The sequence below is a fragment of the Corynebacterium sp. P4-C1 genome, assembly GCF_030503595.1.
GTDB lineage: Bacteria > Actinomycetota > Actinomycetes > Mycobacteriales > Mycobacteriaceae > Corynebacterium.
This window is the reverse complement of sequence record NZ_CP129966.1, coordinates 392,416-414,519: the sequence shown is the minus strand read 5'-3', so window position 1 is coordinate 414,519 and position 22,104 is coordinate 392,416. Positions and strand designations below refer to the sequence as shown.

Genomic DNA, 22,104 nt, shown 5'->3' with positions numbered 1-22,104 from the left:
CTAATGGTAGCCCCCCACCATTTTCTCGACGTATTTGGCTACGACATCGACCTCGAAATTGACCCGGTCGCCCACGGAGAGCTCGCCGAAGGTTGTCTCGTGCAACGTCGTCGGGATGAGCGAGACTTCCACGAACCTCTCCCCCACGGCGGACACGGTCAGCGACGTGCCGTTGATGGCGATGGATCCCTTCTCCACCACGTACTTCTCCAGCTGGGCGGGCAGGGTGAAGCGAAGAACGTCCCAATGCTCGGAGGACTCGCGGGACTCGAGCGCGCCCACTCCATCGACGTGCCCCTGCACGATGTGGCCGCCGATCCGGGCACCGGCAGCCAGCGCGCGCTCGAGGTTGACACGGCTTCCAGTCTCGTAGCTGCCCAGACGCGAACGGTCGAGAGTCTCGCGCATCACGTCGGCGGTGAAAGCACCGCCATCGTTGTCGACGACGGTCAGGCACACGCCGTCGACGGCGATCGAGTCGCCCGCAACCGCGTCCGCGGTGACGGCGGGACCGCGGACTGTCAGGCGCACGGCGTCGTCGAGGCGCTCGAGCTTCTCCACCGTGCCGATTTCTTCCACCAGGCCTGTGAACATCAGTTGTCCTTCCGTTGAGTGTGCGGGCGGCGCAGCTCGATGACTGCGTCCCCGCCGAGCGTGAACGCGTCATGCATGTCGAAACGTAGGGCGGCTTCGAGGGTCTCCGCCACCGGCCCGTCGAGCAGCCCGCGGCCGCCGCCGAGCAGCACCGGTGCGACGTACGCGGTGATGCGGTCGACGATATCGAGCTCGAAAACGCTGCGCATGAGCGTCGGTCCGCCCTCGACGAGCACGTCGCGCGCACCCGTGGCGTACAGGGCGTCGAACGCTTCCTGCGGGGTGCCGTACTGCTCGAAGCCGAGACGCGTCAAATTTCCTTCCGGCACTTTCCGCTTGCCCACGACCACCCGCCGCGGCTGGTTCCCCAACAGCGTCCCGTCTCGGTCGCGGGCAGTCAGCGACGGGTTGTCCGCGATCGCGGTGCCCGTTCCGATGACGATCGCGTCGCGCATTGCCCGGTCGTAGTGCGCGTACTGGCGGGTTTCGGGGCCGGTGATCCACTGGCTCGTCCCGTCGGGCGCGGCGGTGAACCCGTCGAGGGTGCCAGCGAATTTCGCGGTGACAGAGACACGCCCATGAACGACGGAATCGAGCCACGGCAGCAACCCGTCGACGGGGTACGAAACCTGAGTCACGCGGACGCCGTGGGCGCGCAGGTAACCGGCACCGCCGCGCGCCTCCGGGTTCGGATCCTGGTGGACGTAGTAGACGTGCTCGACCCCGGCGTTCACGATCGCTTCGGTGCACGGCCCCGTGCGGCCGGTATGGTTGCACGGCTCCAGGGTCACGGCCAGGGACGCGCCACGGATGCGGTCTGCGTCGGCGTCGGCGGCCTTTGCTGCATCGAGGGCGACGCGTTCGGCGTGACGTCCGCCGGCGGGCTCGGTGGCGCCGGTGGCGATGATGCCGGCGGCGTCGAAAAGCGCGCAACCGACGGGCGGGTTCGGGCTGGTCGTCCCGCGAACGGACTGGCCGGCGTTCACAGCCGCGACCACCGCTGCTTCAACGGCGGGCGGTATCTCCAGAATACGTTCGACGGGCATGCTAGCGCTGTGCGGCGGCCTGGGCGAGGTCGCGCAGCGTCTCGACGGCTTCAGCCGGGTCCTCGGCGCCGAAGACGGCGGAACCCGCTACGAACGCGTCCACGCCCGCTTCGGCGGCGAGCGCGATGGTGGACGAGGCGATGCCGCCGTCGATGCCGATGATCGTCGACAACCCAGCTTCCTCGATTCGTTCACGGGCAGCGGCGACTTTGCCGAGCACCTCCGGCATGAATTTCTGGCCGCCGAAACCGGGCTCGACGCTCATGATCATGACCTGCTCGAAATGCTCGAGATCGTCGAGGTACGGCTCGATCGGGGTGCCGGGCTTGATTGCGAAACCGGCCTGGACCCCGAGATTGTGCAGCTGCTTCGCCGCCGCGATGTGGTCGCCGGCGGCCTCGATGTGGAAGACCAGCCGGTCGCCGCCGGCCTTGATGTAGATCTCGAACCAGCGTTCCGGTTCTTCGATCATCATGTGGATGTCGAGGAACTGGTCCGTGACCCCGTCGACGGCCTTGGTCACATCGGGACCGAAGGAGAGGTTAGGCACGAAATGGCCGTCCATGATGTCGACATGGAGGAGGTCGGCGGACGGCACTTTGCGCACGTCCGCGCCGAGGTTCGCGTAGTCGGCGGCGAGGATCGACGGGGCAATGTAGATCATGGCCCCAGACTATCGCTTCCGTAGGGCAGCAAGGAACATCGCGTCGGTGCCGTGGCGGTGCGGCCACATCTGCGCGCTCAGATGCGGCCCGAGGTCGCCCATCTGCGGCAGGACCCCGCGCACGTCGATCTCCTCGACATCGCCTTGGGCGAGCTGCTTATCGACGATTCTCCTCGTCTCCCTCTCATCCGGCGAGCACGTCGAGTAGACAATGACCCCGCCCGGCTTGGCGAGCTTCACAGCCGATGCGAGGAGTTCGGACTGCAGCCCGGTGAGCTCGGCAATGTCCGCTTCACTCTTGCGCCAGCGGGCCTCGGGGCGGCGGCGGAGGGCACCAAGACCGGAGCATGGGGCGTCGACGAGCACGCGGTCGTACCCCGGCTCAAGGCCCGAGTCGCGGCCGTCAGCGACGTGGACTGTGACCGGCAGGCCCTCGGTGGATTTGCGGATGAGGTCGGCGCGTGTCGGGGTGATCTCCACCGCGTCGACGGCCGCACCGTCAATGGAAGCGAGCGAGCCCATGAGCGCCGCCTTACCGCCCGGGCCCGCGCACAGGTCCAGCCATCGACCGGCATCGTCAGTGACAGCGAGTTCCGCGACGGCCCGGGCGATGAGCTGCGATCCCTCGTCCTGCACCGCGGCCATTTTCTCGCGCACGGGCTCCAGCGATCCGGGGTCGCCGCCCTCGGCAAGGTAGACGGCGTACGGGCTGTAGCGGCCTTCCTCCCCACCTGTGACCAGTGCAAGCTCTTCTGCGGACATCTCACCCGGACGTGCGACGAGATGCACGATCGGGCGTTGCGAATCTGCTTCCAGCGCCGCTTCGAGCTCATCCTCCCCGACGACTGCGGCGAAAGACCGCGCGATCCATTCCGGGTGCGCTGTGCGGAACGCCGTGGCCGCGATCTCCCCTTCCGGGGCGAGCATTTCCATCCACTCCCGGGGAGTCGTGCGCGTGATGGTGCGCAGAATCCCGTTGACGAAGCCCTTGGCTTTCCCCGCACCAGCAGCCTCGGCGAGACGGACTGAGGTATCGACGGCGGCGTGGTCGTCGACACGCGTGAACAACACCTGGTACGCACCCAGCCGCAATGCTGTGAGCACCGCCGGGTCGAGATCGGCGAGCGGACGCGAAGAGCACTCCGCGACCACCGTGTCGAGCACACCCATGGTGCGCAGCGTGCCGTAGGCGATCTCAGTGGCGAACGCCGCGTCGCGGCCCGTGATGCGCCGCTCGCGCAGAATCTGCGGCAGGACAAGGTTGCCGAACGCGTCTTCGGTCTCCACCCTCAGCACTGCATCGAAAGCGGCCTGGCGGGCGACATCTCCGATGTCGGGCGACGAGGACGACGGCTGGTGGCGTGTGGCGCCGTCACGCTGCGGCGCCCGTTTCTTCGGGCCGTGCAGCGCTTCTTGCTCAGCCTGCTCTTTCGCGCGCTTGGTGCGCGACCGGAATCCTCCGCTCACTCGAATACCACTCCATCGTTGTCCTGCAGCCCGCGTGCCCAGTCGGCCGCGACCATCATCTTCTTGCCCGGAGGCTGAATGCGGTCCAGCCTGACCGCGGCCGTGCCGGTGCCCACGTGCACTGAGTCCTTGCTCACCGCGACCTGGCCCGGAGCGAGCGCACCTGCTTCCGGGTCCACGGTGACGGGGCCGACCTTCACGCGGTCGCCTCCCAGCGTGGTCCACGCCCCGGGGCCCGGGGTGTAGGCGCGGATGGCGCGGTCGATGCGCTCGGCGGGTGCCGTCCAATCAATGCGGGCATCGTCCTTGCTGATCTTCGGCGCGTACGTCGCCTCCCCCTCCTGCGGCGTGAAGGTGGCGTGGCCGGTAGCCAGGTCGTCCATGGTGCGCACGAGCAGGTCCGCGCCCGAATAGGCCAGCCGGGTCAGCAGGTCGTCGGCCGTGTCGGACGGCTGGATGAGCTCCGGTTCCTGCTGGAGGATATCTCCCGTGTCCAGGCCGGCGTCGATGCGGAACGTCGTCGCACCGCTGTACTCGTCGCCGTGGAGAATCCCTGCCTGAACCGGCGCGGCACCGCGCCACCGCGGCAACAGCGAGAAGTGCAGGTTCACCCACCCGTGGGTGGGAATGCCGAGAAAATCCTCCGGGATGAGGTTGCCGTAGGCCACGACCGGGATCGCGTCCGGGGCGAGGCAGTTGAGCGCTTCCTTCGCTTCCTCGTTTCCCTTGAGCTTCTCCGGGGTGAGCACCTCAATACCGTGCTCCATGGCCAAGGCCTTCACCGGCGACGGGTGCAGCGTGCGTCCGCGCCCCTTCTTGGCATCCGGGCGAGTCAGCACCGCCACCACTTCATGCTCGGACGCGATGAGCTTCTCCAGCGCCACAACCGCCGGCTCCGGCGTGCCCGCGAAAACCAAACGCATGTCTCTACCTCTCTCCTACTCGCTGCCTACTCGCCCGCGTACCAATCCATGCCGCGGATCATCTGCATCGCTTCCTTGCGCACCTCCGGCTCCAGACGGCGCAGGAACAACACCCCGTCCAAGTGGTCGGTCTCGTGCTGGATGCACCGGGCGAGCAATCCGTTGGCGCGCAACGTGACCGGACGGCCGAACTCATCGCAACCGCGGGCCACGACCGTTTCGTGGCGCGCCACCTCCGCCTGTAAATCCGGGATGGACAAGCACCCTTCGACGTCGATCTGCACGACATCGTCGATGGCTTTCCACTCCGGGTTGATGAGAGCGCCACGCATGCCGTCGCAGTCGTAGACGAACACGCGCTTGGCCAATCCGATCTGGTTGGCGGCTAGGCCGACACCACCGGCGTCGTCCATGGTCTCGAGCATGTCTGCCGCAAGAGAGACGACGGAGTCGTCGAAACGCTCGACGGGAGTGGCCTGCGTGTTCAGAATCGGATCACCGAAGATCCTGATGGGGCGGATGGTCATGGCGCCCAAGTCTACTTAGCTCACTCCGCAACGCTGCGGGCTATCCGATGTGCATCGGGTTCACCTGGATGCGCAGCGGAAGATCCTGCTTACGGGTCGCACGGTTCACAGCCGCGGCGCGCAACGCTTTGCCCAGCGCAGTGCGGCTGGACAGCGGAGTGCGGATGAGCACGCGCTGCGCGTGTCCATGAGCGCGGGTATCCCACTCCCCGGGCAGTTCCACACCCGCGGGAAGGTCGACGGGGCCGAGAATGTCCACTTCCTGCGGCAGGTCGATGTGCTCGAGAAAATCGGTGAGGGACTCGCGCGGGCTGTCGACTGCGGCCATGTGCACCGCCGGAGGGAAACGCACCTCGCGGCGCTGGGCTAGCTCCGCCGCCGCGTGCCCGGCCGCGTCCCAGCGGATGAGGTGCTGCACCGCCGGAAGCGCCGCGTCGGCCACCACGACGACTTCCCCGCCTTTGCCGTGCGGGGCGGCGAGCGTGGCGGCGGCCATCCACTTCGCCATCGTTTCCTCCGCCGCGCGCAGGTCCGGCCTGCCGAGCAGTGCCCAGGTATCCAACAAAATCACCGCGCCATACGTGCCGCCGTCAGCGACGTGCGGCTCCGCCCCCGGCGTGGCAACGACAATCGCGGGGGCGTCGGGCACCTCTGTGCGTATCCGCTCGCCCCAGGACGCGACCACTTTCTGAGGGGCAAAGGCCCGTCCCAGTTCTTCCGCCGTGCGCTGGGTGCCCACCACCACCGCTCGAAGACGGTGGGACCCGCAGTTCGGACACACGAAAGCGCTATCCATGCGCCCGCACCAGCGGCACGTCGGCGCCGCTGTCTCATTGCCCGACGGGAGTCCGAGCGGCCCGTTGCAGGCTCGGCAACGCGCCGGCGTGCGACACACGCCGCAGGCCAACGACTGCACGTAGCCGGCGCGGGGAACCTGAAAAAGCACCGGCTTATCTGCGCTGAGCGCACGCCGGGCCGCTTCAAAAGCCACCGACGGCAGTCGTGCGGCACCGGCGCGGGGGTCGCGCTCGAGCTCGAAATCGCTGTCGCCGGCGGCGTGAATACGGGGCGAGCGGGTGCGCAACGTCGAGCGCAGGGCGAGCAGGTCATGCGCCCAACCCGACTCGACAAGCAGCTGGGTCTCCGCCGTGCGCGCATGGCCTCCGACGATCAGGGAACACTTCTCCACCGCCGACCGCGTAGTCAACACCTCCCGGGCGTGGGTGTACGGGGCGCGGGGGTCGACGAGAGAATCGTCGCCATCGAACATGACCACCGCCAGCTCCAGGTTCTCCACAGGCGCGAAAGCGGCTGATCGGGTGCCCACAACAAGGCGCCCCTGGCCGTGGAGGATCGACAGGAACCGACTGTAGCGCGCCTGGGGTCCCAGCGACGCCGTCAACGTGGTGATCTGGCGGGGGCCGACGATCCGGCGCAGCGCAAAGTCCATTCTGTCCAGTTCCGTCTGGTCGGGCACCACGATGAGGACTCCCCCGCCACCTATGGCGACTCTCGCGGCTAACGACGCCAGCGCGTCCGCCCAGTCATCACCGGGAGCGATCTGCCAGGCGGCACGCGCCACAGTTCCGCCGACGACAGCATCGACGAAAGATTCCCCGTGAGTGTATGCGCTCCACCCTGACAGATCCGGCTCCTCGGTTGTCCCTAGTTCGTCCCAGGGCGTCGACGTGTCGGTGGCTTCGGCCTTGACGTGGCGGGCGGGAATCGCGGAGCGGATGATGTCGGAGCGGGTGCCGGCGTAGCGGTCGGCCAATGCGTCGACAAGCTCGCGCATCCGCTCCGGGTAGACCACCTCGGGCGAGACAACGCGCTCGATGAAGCGGAGCTTACCGTCGTGCTCGGACTCAGCTGAGCGTGCGAGTACCAACGCATCCACGAGACGGCCGGCGAAACGAATCCGGACACGCACCCCCGGAACCGCCTCAGCGGACTGCTTCTCGGAGACCAAGTAGTCGAAAGCCCGGTCCAGGTGCGCCAATCCCAACAGCGGCAGCACACGTACGACGGGGTCGACGGACGCGACGGCGCTGCGGGATGACTCGGACATGCACCAGAGTCTAATGACCCCGTCCACCACCGGATCGCGGCCGAGCGCAATGCTGAATTTTTCCACCGAATAGGGTGTGTGAATCCTTGCGAAAATGCGCCCCACGTCGCATAATCAACTCGCTTCAAACTATTCTCCGTCGTCCGAAAGTGCGCCCTGCTGTGAAACGCTCCCTCGTTGCTTCTTCATTAGCTCTGTTCACCTCCGCTCTTATCGCCGGCCCTGCGGCTGCGGCACCGATCTCGTCGAATCCGGGGCCGTCCCTGGCACCCGAACCGGCGGCGCTGAGTTCCCAGGCCGCCCAGAGCATCGACTCGGGCATCCAGAACGGCATGAGCCAGGCCTACAACGCCCTGCCCGCCGACGTGAAGAAAGCGATCCCCAACGAACTCCGCCCCGTGCAGCGCACCCCACTGCCGCGTACGCAGCCGCTGCCCCAGGCGGCCCCGATGTGCTTCGACACGAACGGCCGCAAGAAGCGCCCGCCGGAAGCACCGCCCGCATGCACCAACACCGTGGCCATCACCTACGACGACGGCCCGTCGCCGGAAACGACTAACCGCCTGCTCGACATCCTCAAGAGCAAGGATGTCAAGGCCACATTCTTCACCATCGGCAGCAACGCTGACGCGTTCCCGGACATCCTGCGCCGTGAGCGCGACGAGGGCCATGTGGTTGCGAACCACTCCTACAACCACCCGCAGCTCAACGCGATCTCCGAAGACCGCGTCGGCCGCGAACTCGATGAGAGCAACCGCGCCGTCGAGTCCGCTTTGGGTTCCAAGCCGCACTGGGTGCGGCCGCCCTACGGTGCGACCAACGACCGCGTCGCGGCCATCGCCGGCGAGCGCGGACTCAGCCTCGCACTGTGGGATGTGGACACTGCCGACTGGCAGAACCGCAACGCGGACATCACCTGCCGCAACGCCGTGGACAACGCACAGGCCGGCTCCATCATCCTCATGCACGACATTCACCCGAGCACTGTCGATGCCGCGGCGTGCATTATCGACGGACTCCGGGCGAAGGGTCTGCGCCCGGTGACTCTCGACGAGATGATCCAGCCGGTGCCGGGCCACACCTACACCCGGGCCGATTAACGCAGTCGCCCCACCCCCAAAAACCAGGGTGTGGCCGTGTGCGCAAGAACACGGCCACACCCGTTGTACCTACATCACCGCTCACATACATTCGGGGCATGAGTGAATCGGTAGCGGTAGACGTCGATAGGCAACAAGCCCATAAAGGGGGACGTAAAGGCTGGCGGAAAGCCACTCCCTACGTCATGATCGCGGTGTATCTGCTCGCACCACTCGTCCTGATCCCCGCGGTTGGCGAGGACAACGCGGCCATCCCGTCCATCGGCTTGATCTTCGGCACCGCAGCACTGTTCGGCTTCATCGACGGCTGGACATTCCGCCCCACTTGGTCGCTGCCGATTCTCGCGGGCGTGGGCTTCCTGCTCGCGAAATTGCTGTATTTCAACGACGGAACAGTGATCTATTTCATCGGTGCTGTGATCGTCGCCGCGGCCTTCGATTACCTTGCTGGACTCCTCGCCGGTACTGCTGGGGATGGGGCGGAATAAGTGCTAGAGACCTGGGTACTCGACCACCCCGATTACGGCCGCATTGAGGTACGCTCCGGCTTCGACAAAGACTTCCGCGCGGAAGATCCCGACTGGCCCGGCGAGCTTCCGGAGCGCTTCGCGGAGAACCCGGACGCCGGCGAGCGCGCTCCCGTCGACGCGAAGCCGTGGCAGCGTCTCGGTGAGCTCCGCTCCAACCCGCCGTTGCGCCTGCAGGTGCTTGTCGACGGCGAAGTGCAGCACCAATACGACTCCCTTGAACAGGGCTCGAACCGGATCCCGTTGCGTGGTCCGGGTAAGAAAGAAAAGCTGCAAACCTTCCTCAACGTGGGAACCGACCGTTCAAAGCCACACCTGCGCTTGCAAGTCAACACCTTCAAGGACATCCTGCAGATCGAATTCCGGGAAGGCTCAACTGTGGTCGAATTCGACCCACCCGCCGGTTCCCGCGGCGAGCGGCGCCGGGAGATGATGCAGTCCAGTCCGGTCAAGCGCACGGCCATTCCGATTTTGGAAGGCGTGGGCAAAGCGGGGTGGGCAATCGCGGTGATCGTGCTCGGACCGTTGGTCGGCCGCATCCTGAGCTGGTTGTCCCAATTCCTGCCGGACTGGGACCTGCCGGATATCACTCTCCCCCACGTCGATCTGCCCGTCCCCGACCTTCCTCAGGCCACGTTGCCCACCCCGAATCTCGACCTGCCCCGCCTACCGCCGCTGCCGGAGTGGGTGGGCGTTGTGATGGAGTACTCGAAGATCTGGATGCCGATCCTCGTCGGCATCGTCGTCGGAGTGCTCGCGCTGCGCAATTACCGCAAGTCCGAGGCAGAAAAGGAGCAATGGCGCGCAAAGCGCAAGGCCGCTCCCGCGCCGGAGGGAAAGACCGGGTCCGAGACTGGGCCCCAGGCAGAGACAGAATCTGCCCTGCCGACAGACTCTGCCCCGCCCCGCCTTTCGGACTAGATGCCAGCGGCTGCCTTCAGCTCATCGGCCTTGTTGACTTCCTCCCACGGGAAGTCAACGTCAGTGCGGCCGAAGTGGCCGTAGGCTGCGGTGGCGGAGTAGATCGGGCGCAGCAGGTCCAGCTCACGGATGATCGCGGACGGGCGCAGGTCGAAGACCTTCTCCACTGCCTGCTGAATCGTCTCGTTGGTCTGGCCGTCAGCTGCGGTGCCGAAGGTCTCCACGTACAGGCCCACCGGGGTCGCACGACCGATGGCGTAGGCCACCTGGACCTCAACGCGCTTCGCCAGACCGGCGGCGACGATATTCTTGGCCACCCAGCGCATGGCGTAGGCGGCGGAGCGGTCCACCTTCGACGGGTCCTTGCCGGAGAATGCGCCGCCGCCGTGACGGGCCATGCCGCCGTAAGTGTCCACGATGATCTTGCGGCCGGTGAGTCCCGCGTCACCCATCGGCCCACCGAGCACGAAGGAACCGGACGGGTTGACCAACAGTTTGGTGTCGGGGGTGAGGAAGTGGCGCAGCCCGGCATCGTCAAGCACCCATTCCAGAACGTGCTCGCGCAAGGCAGCTTCGAGCGCCTCCCCGGTGAAGTCCGGGTCATGCTGGGTGGAGATGACCACGGTGTCCAGGTACACCGGTGTGTCGCCGTCGTAGGCGAAGGTGACCTGGGTCTTGCCGTCCGGGCGCAGCCCCTCCACGATGCCCTCCTTGCGCACCTGGGTGAGGCGGCGGGATAGGCGGTGAGCGGTGGAGATGGGAAGCGGCATGAATTCCGGTGTCTCATCTGTGGCGTAGCCGAACATGAGGCCTTGGTCGCCGGCGCCGGACTGATCTTCTTCACCGGTGGAGGTGTTGGAGCGCACCTCGAGCGAGTCGGTCACACCGTCGGAGATCTCCACCGACTGGTCGCCGATGGAGATGTTCACGCCGCAGGTGCGGCCGTCGAATCCGACCTCTGAGGAAATGAAGCCGATTTCGACGAGCTTGTCACGGACGAGCTTCGCGATGTTGGAGTATGCCTTCGTGGTCACTTCTCCCACCACATGCACCTGGCCGGTGGTCACCACCGTCTCCACGGCGACACGCGACAGGGGGTCCTGCGCGAGCATGTCATCCAGGATTGTGTCGGAGATGGCATCGCAGATCTTGTCCGGGTGCCCTTCGGTTACGGATTCGCTGGTGAAAAGGCGGTAGAAGGGGTCAATCATTGTGAAGTCGGTCCTTTGTCTTAGACGGCTGTCTGTGCTTCTGAGACGCGTCATACGCGGCGCGCACCCAACAATAGACCAAGCTGTCTAAAGACGCCACTATTTCCGTGTGTTTACAGTCATCGCCTCAATCGCATCCCAGATCCGCGCGGCGACCACGTGCTTCGGCCCGTCGGCGATCTCCTCCACATCCCCGTCGCGGTTGATCAGCCAACCGCTGTTGCGCATTTCCCCGAATACCGCGCCGCCCGCGACGGAGTTGACCATGAGCATGTCCGCGCCCTTGCGCTCCAGCTTCGCCTTGCCGTATTCGAGGGGGTTGTCGGTCTCCGCCGCGAAGCCGACGATGGTCGCGTTTGTCTCCCCCGCAGCGCGCTTATCGACGAGCTCCTTCAAAATGTCCGGGTTCTCCACCATCCTCAGGTTGGATAGTGCATCGTCGGACTGGCCCTTCTTCAGTTTCGACGTCGCTTCATTTTCCGGGCGGTAGTCGGAGACCGCCGCCGCCATGATGACGATGTCGGCGTCCGCCGCAGCCGCATCCACGGCTTTTTGCATGTCGCGGGTGGAGCGGACGTGCACGACTTCCGCCCCCGGTGGAGTGTCCAGCGATTCGGTATCGCCGGCGACGACAGTGACGTGCGCGCCGCGATGCGCGGCAATGTCGGCGAGGGCGAAGCCTTGGCGTCCTGAGGAGCGGTTGCCAATGAAGCGCACAGGGTCGATATTCTCCTGCGTTCCGCCCGCGCTGATGACGACCTTCTTGCCCTCCAGTGTCCGGGTGAACAGCCCAACCTCAAGCACCGTCCTGGCCATCTCCGCGATCTGTACCGCCTCGAGCATCCGGCCGGCGCCGGTGTCTGTGCCGGTTAGCCGCCCGTGCGCCGGTTCCAGCACGATCACGCCGCGGCGACGCAGCGTGGCCACGTTGTCTTGGGTGGCGGGGTTTTCCCACATTTCCGTATGCATTGCGGGGGCGAGTACCACGGGACAGGTGGCCACCAGGACCGTCGCGGTCAGGAGATCATCCGCACGACCGGCGGCGATGCGCGCAATGGTGTCCGCCGTTGCGGGGGCGATAACAATCACATCAGCTTCCTTACCCACGCGCACATGCTGGACTTCGTCCACGCGGGAGAACACGTCTGTATCGACCGGGTTTCCGGACAGCGCCTCGAAGGTCGCCGCGCCCACGAAGTTCAGTACCGCCGGTGTGGGAACCACCCGGACATCATCTCCGTCCTCGGTGAATTCGCGGATAAGGTGGCAGGCCTTGTATGCGGCGATGCCTCCTGCGACTCCGACGACGACGTTGCGTGGGCTGCGGGTGTTCTCACTGGGCTCTGGGCTCATGGCCCCCGAGCTTACCCACCGACCTCGGGTCTCACTCACCGTGCCCGGGCTTATCCACCGGCAACTAGTGCTTCCAACTAGTGGTTCGGTTGGCGCACCCACGCCCCGATCACGCCGGGCACGACTTCCGGTGCTTCGCCGAGTAGCGCCTTCAGGTTTCCTTCACGCTCGACAGAGGAGGTCACAGCCTGAACCTTGCCCCGCTTCCTGTTCGCCGCTCCGGCGCCGCGCTGCCCGGCACCATACATCCCCGGCCCACCGGCGATCGCTCCACGCGCACCTGCCCCAGCGCTACCGCCGCCGGACGCACCCGTCCCGACGAACGTTCCGCCACCGTGGCCACCGGTTGCCGATCCAGCAAAGCCTCCGCCCGGGCCGCCGAATCCGACGCCTGCACCACCGCCGAATCCTGCCCCGCCGAGACGCCCTGCTCCCATTGCACCACCGACTCCGCCGGAGGCTGCGCCCCCGCGCATTCCTCCAAACCCGCCAGCAGCTCCTGCCCCACCGCGTCCTCCGCCTAGCGCGCCCATCGCCGGGCCAGCCAGTCCGTTGAGGTTGCCTGCTCCTGCACTGCCCACACCGCCGGCCACGCCGCCTACACCAGCCAGGCCTGTTGTCGGTCCGATGCCGTTCACGCCAGCGCCACCCGGCAGTGCGCCACCGGTTCCGGCTGCACCTCCGCCCGTGATCCCTGTCAGCGACGGCGGCATCGTCGGTGCCGCCGCACTCGCCGCCTGCGTCGGTGTGGCGCCAGCCGCGATCGACTGGAGCATGTCCGGGTTCGGCCGTCCGAATTGTTCAATGACCTGCGTTGGTGTCGATGCGTACGCTAAGTCGCGGTACCCCGCGTTCGACAGCGCCTGCTGCACGATCTTCGGCAAAGGAGTGTCCTCGAAGCCTGGGGCGTTCGGCGCCAGCTGCCCTGACTGGTTCGTCCCAGCACCGTTCGGTGCCCCCAACTCGGGCAGCAGCTGTGTGAACAGTGGCGTCACCGGCACAAGTTCGGTGGTCAGCTTCGGCGAGAATGCCGCGAGGAATGATTCCTCCAGCGCTTTCGCCACACCCGGGCTCGGGGTTAACCGTGCCACCGCCAATGCCGCGGCCACCTGCAGCGCGTTCGCTTCCGTCACGGTGACTAGACTCGCTGTGTGCGCGGACAACGCCGACGCGTTCGCCGCGTACTCTGTCCCCGCCGTCTGAATTTGGCCGAGGTTCTCGATCGCCCTGGAGATCGACTCAGTTTCCGCCGACCCCTGAAGATCAGCGATGGCGCCCGGAATGAAGGACAGCGCCTCCCCGACCGTCGCCGCGGTGTCCGCCCAGTCCGCCGACATCCCCGACATCGACACCACATCCGTAGCGATGAGCTGCATGTTCAGCGAGTCCAAGCTCATCGGTTTTCCCGCTACCGGCCGGGTGGCATCGAACGTATTGATCACCGGGTGCTCCGTGCTCACGTCATCGATGACCGCCTGGTAGCTATTCCCCATCACCGACTGCCCCACGCTGCCCAGCACATCCGCGAAGCTCATGTCCGCCATCTGGTACCCCAACAGCTGAGCAGAAAGAAGGTCCACGGCGTTGTTGAAATGCTGAACTAACCCGAATGTGGCTTCTGGCTCACTATCCGCCCTAATCGTGCTGTGCATGGAGCCAGACTTATCGAGACCGGAAACTTGCGAAAATGTTTGGTCACTCCCGAAGCCAAACCCAAATCTGCCGTCGGTACACGCGGCCGAGGCATCATTCAATTTCCCGATTGCATTCTGCACATCGGAAACTACTAATTTCATTTTCCCCCCCTGTTTTCTAGAGTCTGTAAAGCGCTTCTAAAATCTCGATCGATACTTTGCAAAGTTCTTCATGCTGGTAAATCCCGCTGACCCCGCCTACTCCGGAAGCAACTGCGAATTGGCCCCGCTCTGTATCGACGCCCGCATAGCAGATGTCGTCGTCAATGCCGATTGGTCCGTATGCGTAAACACCGGGCACTACATCCGATACTCCGGTCTCAACCAACGCTCCCTGCTCCACCGTCCTTGCTAGATCTGCTGAACCACCAAGCAAGACATACGTGAGGCCACTCGTATCCCCAGGAAGGTCCATAAAGCAGGAATTGAGGTCCTTCATGTGTGTCCGTTTGTTCCGACCTCGGCTCTCAAACCCGATCGCGGCGAACTCCTCGGCGGAGATCTCCTCGCAGGGGTTGAAGATGTTGCCGGCGATGTCCTCGTAGTTGAAGTCGCCGAGGACAAGGTCGCCGCTTGCGAAATGGAAGGCGGGGCGGTCCGCGTCGTCGGCCGGGGCTTGGGCTGACGTTTGGGTGTCAGCGGCGGCGGATCCAGCGGGTAGCTCGGCGGGTGTGCCGTGATCTTGCAGTTCCGACGAGCAGCCGGCCAGCGCCACTACCAACACAGCCCCCGGTGCGGCAGAGAACGCGCGGGCTGCAATGGTCCCCCAACCATTGATCCTGCCGTGACGCTTTCCCATATCCTCCGTCCCCCGTATCGGCGGATTCGCCTGTGTTCGTAGTGGTGCTGGCCGACAGGAACAAGAATGACATGTTTTCAACGGGAATGTAACCCAACAATGTCTACTTCAGTAGACATTCGTCCGTCCTTGGTTGCGTCCTTGATCGCGTCGGGTGTGAGTAGAGGCCGACGGAGAGAATGCGGGCATGAAAAAACGGGCCGCGCCACCGTGATGGTGGGCGACCCGCGCCGGCGCAGGGTGCCGTCGAAAAGCGTTACTGGCCTTCCTCGTGCTCCAAGAGACCGTGCTCGATCTCGCGGAGGGCGATGGACAGCGGCTTCTCACCCGGCTGCGGAGTGACCAGGGGGCCGATGAACTCGAACACACCCTCGTCCTGCTCCTGGTAGTAGCTGTTGATCTGACGGGCACGCTTGGCCGCGAAGATCACCAGGGCGTACTTGGAAGACACCTTGGTCAGCAGCTCATCAATAGGCGGGGCGGTAATGCCCTCAGGCGTGTCGAACACCTGCTCGTTGACGTCGGCGGCCTCCGCCGTGTTGGCCAGATCGTTGGTCACGTTGCTCACTCACACCTATTCGTTGTTTGGACGCTGGACGCACAAGAGAATATCACTAATCCCCTGCACAGCCTCATCCAGATCGTTGTTGACAATGACATCGTCGAATTCGTCCTGAGCGGCGAGCTCAGCACGAGCCGTTTGAAGTCGACGCGCGATCACGTCCTCGGTTTCGGTGGCGCGGCCGGTGAGACGCTCCACGAGCACCTCCCACGACGGAGGGGCGAGAAAGACCGTGACGGCCTCCGGCATGATCTGCTTGATGTTGCGCGCACCGGCCAGATCAACCTCGACCAACACCGGGCGACCGGCATCGAGGGCTTCCCGCACAGGTGCGGCGGGAGTGCCGGAACGCTGCAGACCGCCGTGAATATCGGCCCATTCAAGCATCTCACCAGCGTCGATACGCTCCTGGAACGCGTCGCGGGAAACAAAGAAGTAGTCCTTGCCGTCCACTTCACCCGGGCGCGGATCACGCGTGGTCATGGAGACGGAGAAGTACAGGTCCTCCACCTTGTCGCGGAGACGCTGAACCACCGTCGATTTACCAACGGCGGAAGGGCCAGCCAAAACAACCAGCCGGCCCTTCCCGTTCACGTTTGTCACCGATTATTCCCCGTAGCCGAAGCGCTCGAGCAGAGCGCGACGCTGGCGGTCGCCGAGGCCGCGCAGACGGCGGGTCTGGGCGATCTCCAGCTCCTCCATGATCTCGCGGGCCTTGACCTTGCCCACCTTCGGCAGAGCCTCGAGGAGAGCGGAGACCTTGGTCTTGCCAATGATCTCGTCGGACTCAGCCTTAGCGAGGACGTCCTTCAGGTTGGTGTCGCCACGCTTCAGGGAAGCCTTGAGCTCAGCACGCTGCTTGCGTGCTTCCGCAGCTTTAGCGAGAGCCTGCTGGCGCTGTTCCGGGGTCAGTTCGGGAAGGGCCACTGGGTTCCTCCAATGTGTTAGGGGTTAAGTTCTGATCCAGCTTTTGAACCGATTCGACACTGTCGCAAAAGAATTACATAGATGCAACTCGTCGACGTGGGACAACTGTACCACTGAGCGGTTCCTGACACGATGATTGGCGGTGTGTTTTGCCACGTCATCGCATCGACGCCTATAACCTACCAGCAGTTTTCATCCTCGCGTAGTTCAGGGCTGATCTAGCCCGACACAACCAGCGATTTCGCCGCTTTCCGCAGGTCAGCAACATCGGGACCGGCGGACAGAACGGAGCGCGAGACATTCGGGAAGACAAGGTGGGACTGCTTTCCGGCGATCCGCGCCACATTTTCCATCGTCGCGCCCTGCGCGCCCACGCCCGGCATGAGCACCGGCGCATTGAGGTCCTCGAGACGCGGCGGGGACGCCACAGTCGCACCGACCACAACGCCCACGTGCCCGACGTAGGGCGTGTCCCCGCTGTGCGAGGCGCGCTTATCGACGTTGAATTCCGCGCACTCGTCCACCATCTGCTGCGCCACGGTGACACCACTGCCGCTGAGGGTCTGCCCCTGGAAGGCTTCGGCTTCCGGGTTGGAGTTGGCGGACATGACGAACACACCCCGGTTCTCCCGACCGGCGAGCTCGATCGCCGGTGTGAGCGAGCCGACACCGAGGTACGGAGTCAGCGTCACCGCATCGCAGCACAGCGGTGAATTCGCGTCCAACCACGCAAGGGCATACCCCTCCATGGTCGAGCCGATATCCCCGCGCTTCGCGTCCGCCACGACCAGGGAACCGCTGCCCCGTAGCTGCTCAAGTGTCTCCTCGAGCACCGCGAAGCCGGCGGAACCGAACCGCTCGTAGAACGCCACCTGGGGCTTGATCAGGGCGACGTGGCCGGCGAAGGCCTCGACGCAACGGAGTGAGAACTCCCTGAGCCCGGCGACATCCTGGGACAAGCCCCAGGCGTTGAGGAGCCCCTCGTGGGGATCGATGCCGACGCAGAGCCGGCCGTATTCCTCCCCCGCCGCGACGAGACGGTTACCGAAGTTGCGCGGTGTGTCCTGCACGCTCATCTACTTCGCCGCCTGCCCGTTGTGGTCGAGCTCCTGGAGGCTCGTCACGGTGATCTCGTTCGCGCGCAAGGCCTCGATGCCCTGCACCGCCGCGGTCACGCCCTGGACCGTCGTCATCATCGGCACGCTGGAAACAACGGCCGCCGCGCGAATGTCGTAGCCGTCGTGGCGTGCACCGGCAGAACCCGCCGGCGTATTCAGAACCAGGTCCACTTCGCCTTCCAGGATCCGGTCGACAATGGACTTGCCCTCGACACCGTCGCGCACCTCGGAAGCCTTGAGCGCGACTTCGCACTCAATTCCGTTGCGGCGCAGCATCTGTGCGGTGCCTTCCGTCGCCAGCACATTGAAGCCCATCGTGTACAGGCGCTGGATCGGGAAGATCAGTGTGCGCTTGTCACGGTTGGCCAGGGAGACGAACACGGTGCCCTCGGTCGGCAGTTCGCCGAATGCGGCTGCCTCCGCCTTCGTGAAGGCGACACCGAAGGACGGGGCAAGGCCCATGACCTCGCCGGTGGACTTCATCTCGGGGCCGAGGATGGTGTCCAGCACGGCACCGTCCGGGCGGCGGAAGCGGGTGAACGGCAGGACCGCCTCCTTCACCGCGATCGGGTGCTCCAGCGGCAACGAGCCACCGTCATAATCGGTCGGGAGCAACCCCTCGGACTGCAGCTCCGCGATAGTGGAACCCATCATGATGCGGGAGGCCGCCTTGGCCAGGTGCACACCGGTTGCCTTGGACACGAACGGCACAGTGCGGGAAGCTCGCGGGTTGGCCTCGATGACGTAAAGGATGTCGTCCTTCAGCGCGAATTGGACATTCATCAGGCCCTTGACCCCGATACCGTGAGCCAGAGCCTCGGCGGAGCGGCGCACCTTATCGATGTCGTCCGGCCCCAGAGTCATCGGCGGCAGAGCACACGCGGAGTCACCGGAGTGGATGCCGGCTTCCTCGATGTGCTCCATCACGCCGCCGAGGTAGACATCCTCACCGTCGGACAGTACGTCGACGTCGATCTCGATCGCGTTGTCCAGGAAGCGGTCGACGAGCACCGGGTGGTCCGGGGTGAGCTCGGTCGCGCGGTCGATGTAGTCGCGCAGGTTCTCCTCGTCGTAGACGATCTCCATTCCGCGGCCGCCGAGCACATAGGAGGGGCGGACCAAGACCGGGTAGCCGATGCGGTCGGCGACCTCGCGGGCGCCGTCGAAGGAGGTCGCGGTGCCGTAGGCCGGAGCAGGCAGCTTCGCCTCCTCGAGGACCTTGCCGAATTCGCCGCGGTCCTCCGCCATGTCGATGGCCTCCGGGGTGGTGCCCACGACGGGAACACCTGCGTCGGCGAGCTTCTGCGCGAGGCCCAGCGGAGTCTGGCCGCCAAGCTGGACGATCACGCCGGCAACGGCGCCCGTCGCCGCCTCGGCACGGTAGATCTCCATGACATCCTCGAACGTCAACGGCTCGAAGTACAGCCGGTCGGCGGTGTCGTAGTCGGTGGAGACAGTCTCCGGGTTGCAGTTGACCATGACCGTTTCGTAACCCACACGGGAGAGCTCGAGCGCCGCGTGAACGCAGGAGTAGTCGAACTCGATTCCCTGCCCGATGCGATTCGGGCCGGAGCCCAGGATGATGACCTTCTCCTTGGCTGTGCCGCCCTGCGCGGCCCCCACGGCCCCTGCCTCGGACTCGGCGTGCGGGTCGTACTCGTAGGCCGAGTAGTGGTACGGCGTTTGCGCCTCGAATTCGCCGGCGCAGGTGTCCACCGTCTTGTACACCGGGTGGATGCCCAAGGACCAGCGCAGGGAGCGCACACCGTCTTCACCGGCGAGCTCCGGGCGGAGCGCGGCGATCTGGGCGTCGGAAAGCCCGTACACCTTGGCCTCGCGCAGCAGGTCGGCGTCGAGGACCGGGGCATCGATAAGCTGCCCGCGGAAATCGATGAGCGCCTCGAGCTCGGCGAGGAACCACGGATCGATGCCGCTCGCCTCGTAGACCTGCTCGATGGTGCCTCCGAGGCGGAGCGCAAGCTCAACGTCGTACATGCGCTTATCTGTCGGGCGCTTCAGGTCGTCGAGGACGGCGGCGAGGTCCTTCTCGCGTCCCTCAGCGAAGTACTCGTCCGGCTTCGTCCAGAAACCGCTCGGTTTATCCTCCATGGAACGCATGACCTTGTTCAGGCCCTGGATGTAGTTGCGGCCGATGCCCATGGCCTCGCCCACCGCCTTCATGGAGGTGCCCAAGGTCTCGTCCGCGCCCGGGAATTTCTCGAAGGCGAAGCGCGGCATCTTCACAATCACGTAGTCGAGCGTCGGCTCGAACGCGGCCGGCGTCACGCCGGTGATGTCGTTGGTGATCTCGTCAAGGGTGTACCCGATGGCCAGCTTCGAGGCGATCTTGGCGATCGGGAATCCGGTGGCCTTGGAAGCCAGCGCGGAAGAGCGCGACACGCGCGGGTTCATCTCGATGGTGATGATGCGGCCGTCGACGGGGTTGACCGCGAACTGGATATTGCAGCCGCCGGTGTCCACGCCCACCTCGCGGATGATCGCGATGCCCTGGTCGCGCATGGTCTGGAACTCGCGGTCGGTCAGCGTCAACGCCGGGGCCACCGTGACAGAGTCGCCGGTGTGGACACCGAGAGCGTCGACGTTCTCGATCGAGGCAATCACGACTACGTTGTCGTCGCCGTCGCGCATGAGCTCGAGCTCGAATTCCTTCCAGCCGAGGATGGACTCCTCGATGAGGACGTTCGCCTCCGGGCTGGCGTCCAAGCCGTCGCCGGCGATGCGTTCCAAATCCTCCATGGTGAAGGCGAGGCCGGAACCGAGGCCGCCCATGGTGAAGGACGGGCGGACAACGACGGGCAGGCCGAGCTCTGCCACGGTCTCCTTCACTTCGTCCATGTTGAAGCACACGCGGGAGCGTGCGGAATCGCCGCCGATCTTTGCCACGATGTCCTTGAATTTCTGGCGGTCCTCGCCGCGCTCGATCGCGTCGATATTCGCGCCGATGAGCTCGACGCCGTGCTTGGCCAGAATGCCCTGGCGGTCGAGCTGGATCGCGGCGTTCAGGGCGGTCTGCCCGCCGAGCGTGGCCAGGATAGCGTCGACCTTATGGCCCTGCTCTGCTTCACGGGCGAGGATGCGGTCGATGTATTCCGGCTGGATCGGCTCGACGTAGGTGTGGTCGGCGAATTCCGGGTCGGTCATGATCGTCGCCGGGTTGGAGTTGATCAATGTGACGCGGAGGCCTTCCTCCTTGAGCACGCGGCACGCCTGGGTGCCCGAGTAGTCGAACTCGCAGGCCTGGCCGATCACGATCGGGCCAGAGCCGATGACCAGGACGTGGTTGATGTCGTCGCGTTTCATTAGTTCCCTTCCTGGTTAGTTCTGCTCGGTGGCCGCGGCTGCGCTGCCGGTGCTGGTGGTGGTGCCGTTCTTCTTCGCCTTGTGGCCGTCCATGAGCTTCACGAACTGGTCGAAGAGCGGGTTCGCGTCGTGCGGGCCGGCGGCGGATTCCGGGTGGTACTGCACGGAGTACGCCATGCCGGACTCGAGTGCCACGCCCTCGACGACGCCGTCGTTGAGGCAGGTGTGCGTGATCAGCGCCGGACCGAAATCGGTGTCGAATGTCGTTCCTGCCGCGATCTTCTCAGAGGTGAAGCCTTCCGGCGCCTTCACTGCGAAGCCGTGGTTCTGGGAGGTGATGTCGATTTTCCCGCTGGTGTGGTTCTTCACTGGGACATTCACACCGCGATGGCCGAACTTCAGCTTGTAGGTGTCCAGTCCGAGCGCGCGACCCAGGATCTGGTTGCCAAAGCAGATGCCGAACAGCGGTGTGCCGTCGGCGATGATGTCGCGGGTGACCGCCACCATGTCGTCGGCGGTCGCCGGGTCGCCGGGGCCGTTGGAGATGAACACCCCATCCGGGTTGTGCTTCTTGATCTCCGCGTACGGCGTGCCGGCTGGGACGACGATTGTCTCGATTCCCCGCTGGGAGAAGTGCCCCGGGGTCGCCGTTTTGATGCCCATGTCGTAAGCAACAACGGTGTAGCGCTTGTCCCCCTTCGCTTCGATCACGTAGGGCTCGTCGGTGGACACGTCTGCGGACAGGTCCGCGCCCGACATCGCGGGCTGCTCCTTGACGAGGGCGGCAAGCTTGTCGACGTCGCCGCGCGCCTGCTCGCCCATGAAGATGCCGGCGGCGATGGAGCCGTAGTTGCGCAGGTGGCGCACGAGCGAGCGGGTGTCCACACCGTGGATGCCCACGATGCCCTGGCTGCTCATCTCGTCCTCGAGGCTGCGCTCAGCGCGCCAATTGCTGACCCGCTTGGACAAGTCGCGGATCACCAGTCCGGCAACCCAGATGCGGTTGTCGTGGGACTCGTTGTCCTCGTCGTTCCACCCGGTATTGCCGATCTGCGGAGCCGTGGCCACCACGATCTGGCGGTGGTAGGACGGGTCCGTCATCGTCTCCTGGTAGCCGGTCATGGCAGTGGTGAAAACGGCCTCGCCGAACACAGGCTCGGTGTCGGCGCCGGCCGCGCCAAAGGCGAAGCCCGGGAACGTGGTGCCGTCGGCCAGTACCAGCACGGCGGGGATGCGTTCAGTGCTCATGTGTGTTTCCTTCTTCGTTTCGCTCTATTCACGC

At 65.2% G+C, this 22,104-nt stretch carries 20 protein-coding genes; 3 read left to right on the top strand and 17 right to left on the bottom strand.

All coding sequences use genetic code 11. The features are described from left to right. The 7 genes from QYR03_RS01975 to QYR03_RS01945 are packed head-to-tail and all read right to left on the bottom strand — an operon-like array spanning position 1 to position 7,289. Positions 1-594 carry a riboflavin synthase gene (locus tag QYR03_RS01975; RefSeq protein WP_301712398.1) on the bottom strand — a complete coding sequence of 198 codons (594 nt, stop codon included), beginning with the start codon at positions 592-594 and terminating at the stop codon, positions 1-3. After that, positions 594-1,640 carry a bifunctional diaminohydroxyphosphoribosylaminopyrimidine deaminase/5-amino-6-(5-phosphoribosylamino)uracil reductase RibD gene (ribD, locus tag QYR03_RS01970; RefSeq protein ID WP_301712397.1) on the bottom strand — a complete coding sequence of 349 codons (1,047 nt, stop codon included), beginning with the start codon at positions 1,638-1,640 and terminating at the stop codon, positions 594-596. The genes QYR03_RS01975 and ribD overlap by 1 nt, the downstream gene beginning before the upstream one ends. Position 1,641: 1 nt before the next feature. After that, the gene (gene rpe / locus QYR03_RS01965; RefSeq protein ID WP_301712396.1) at positions 1,642-2,304 is read right to left on the bottom strand and encodes a ribulose-phosphate 3-epimerase; all 663 of its coding nucleotides are present in this window, start codon (positions 2,302-2,304) and stop codon (positions 1,642-1,644) included. 9 nt (positions 2,305-2,313) lie between these two features. Further along, positions 2,314-3,771: an RsmB/NOP family class I SAM-dependent RNA methyltransferase gene (locus QYR03_RS01960; RefSeq protein ID WP_301712395.1), complete on the bottom strand. Its 1,458-nt coding sequence runs from the start codon at positions 3,769-3,771 to the stop codon at positions 2,314-2,316. Next, complete coding sequence (gene fmt, locus QYR03_RS01955; protein ID WP_301712394.1) at positions 3,768-4,694, bottom strand: methionyl-tRNA formyltransferase; 927 nt, start codon at positions 4,692-4,694, stop codon at positions 3,768-3,770. The genes QYR03_RS01960 and fmt overlap by 4 nt, the downstream gene beginning before the upstream one ends. Positions 4,695-4,720: 26 nt before the next feature. Further along, positions 4,721-5,221: a peptide deformylase gene (gene def, locus QYR03_RS01950; protein WP_259850724.1), complete on the bottom strand. Its 501-nt coding sequence runs from the start codon at positions 5,219-5,221 to the stop codon at positions 4,721-4,723. A 40-nt stretch (positions 5,222-5,261) separates the two neighbouring features. Then, entirely contained in the window at positions 5,262-7,289 is a 2,028-nt protein-coding gene (locus QYR03_RS01945; RefSeq protein WP_301712393.1) for a primosomal protein N', read from the bottom strand. Positions 7,290-7,450: 161 nt separating this feature from the next. On the opposite strand from QYR03_RS01945, the gene QYR03_RS01940 reads away from it, so the two are divergent. From QYR03_RS01940 to QYR03_RS01930, 3 genes are all read left to right on the top strand, one after another. Beyond that, a complete protein-coding gene (locus tag QYR03_RS01940) occupies positions 7,451-8,389 on the top strand; it encodes a polysaccharide deacetylase family protein (RefSeq protein ID WP_301712392.1) in 939 nt (312 codons plus the stop codon). 98 nt (positions 8,390-8,487) lie between these two features. Next, a complete protein-coding gene (locus QYR03_RS01935; RefSeq protein ID WP_301712391.1) occupies positions 8,488-8,877 on the top strand; it encodes a hypothetical protein in 390 nt (129 codons plus the stop codon). After that, positions 8,878-9,837, top strand: a complete 960-nt coding sequence (locus QYR03_RS01930) for a hypothetical protein (RefSeq protein ID WP_301712390.1) — start codon at positions 8,878-8,880, stop codon at positions 9,835-9,837. It abuts the gene before it with no gap. On the opposite strand, the gene metK is transcribed toward QYR03_RS01930, so the two are convergent. The 10 genes from metK to carA all read right to left on the bottom strand — a co-directional run bounded on the left by metK (position 9,834) and on the right by carA (position 22,070). Further along, positions 9,834-11,048: a methionine adenosyltransferase gene (gene metK / locus QYR03_RS01925; RefSeq protein WP_301712389.1), complete on the bottom strand. Its 1,215-nt coding sequence runs from the start codon at positions 11,046-11,048 to the stop codon at positions 9,834-9,836. The two genes, QYR03_RS01930 and metK, sit on opposite strands and share 4 nt — an antisense overlap. A gap of 99 nt (positions 11,049-11,147) precedes the next feature. Further along, positions 11,148-12,401, bottom strand: coding sequence for a bifunctional phosphopantothenoylcysteine decarboxylase/phosphopantothenate--cysteine ligase CoaBC (gene coaBC, locus QYR03_RS01920; protein WP_301712388.1), 1,254 nt, complete (start codon positions 12,399-12,401; stop codon positions 11,148-11,150). 77 nt (positions 12,402-12,478) lie between these two features. Then, positions 12,479-14,053, bottom strand: a complete 1,575-nt coding sequence (locus QYR03_RS01915) for a hypothetical protein (protein ID WP_301978761.1) — start codon at positions 14,051-14,053, stop codon at positions 12,479-12,481. 160 nt (positions 14,054-14,213) lie between these two features. Further along, positions 14,214-14,894, bottom strand: a complete 681-nt coding sequence (locus QYR03_RS01910; protein ID WP_301712386.1) for a DUF3558 family protein — start codon at positions 14,892-14,894, stop codon at positions 14,214-14,216. A 256-nt stretch (positions 14,895-15,150) separates the two neighbouring features. Next, positions 15,151-15,462 carry a DNA-directed RNA polymerase subunit omega gene (rpoZ, locus tag QYR03_RS01905; RefSeq protein WP_259850705.1) on the bottom strand — a complete coding sequence of 104 codons (312 nt, stop codon included), beginning with the start codon at positions 15,460-15,462 and terminating at the stop codon, positions 15,151-15,153. Positions 15,463-15,468: 6 nt separating this feature from the next. Then, positions 15,469-16,059, bottom strand: coding sequence for a guanylate kinase (gene gmk, locus QYR03_RS01900; protein ID WP_259850703.1), 591 nt, complete (start codon positions 16,057-16,059; stop codon positions 15,469-15,471). 3 nt (positions 16,060-16,062) lie between these two features. Next, complete coding sequence (mihF, locus tag QYR03_RS01895; protein WP_259850701.1) at positions 16,063-16,383, bottom strand: integration host factor, actinobacterial type; 321 nt, start codon at positions 16,381-16,383, stop codon at positions 16,063-16,065. 218 nt (positions 16,384-16,601) lie between these two features. Beyond that, a complete protein-coding gene (gene pyrF, locus QYR03_RS01890) occupies positions 16,602-17,453 on the bottom strand; it encodes an orotidine-5'-phosphate decarboxylase (protein WP_301712385.1) in 852 nt (283 codons plus the stop codon). A 6-nt stretch (positions 17,454-17,459) separates the two neighbouring features. Continuing rightward, positions 17,460-20,822 (bottom strand): carbamoyl-phosphate synthase large subunit, encoded by a 3,363-nt coding sequence (carB, locus tag QYR03_RS01885; protein ID WP_301712384.1) that lies wholly within the window; start codon positions 20,820-20,822, stop codon positions 17,460-17,462. A gap of 15 nt (positions 20,823-20,837) precedes the next feature. Next, entirely contained in the window at positions 20,838-22,070 is a 1,233-nt protein-coding gene (carA, locus tag QYR03_RS01880; protein WP_301712383.1) for a glutamine-hydrolyzing carbamoyl-phosphate synthase small subunit, read from the bottom strand. Positions 22,071-22,104: the final 34 nt, after the last annotated feature.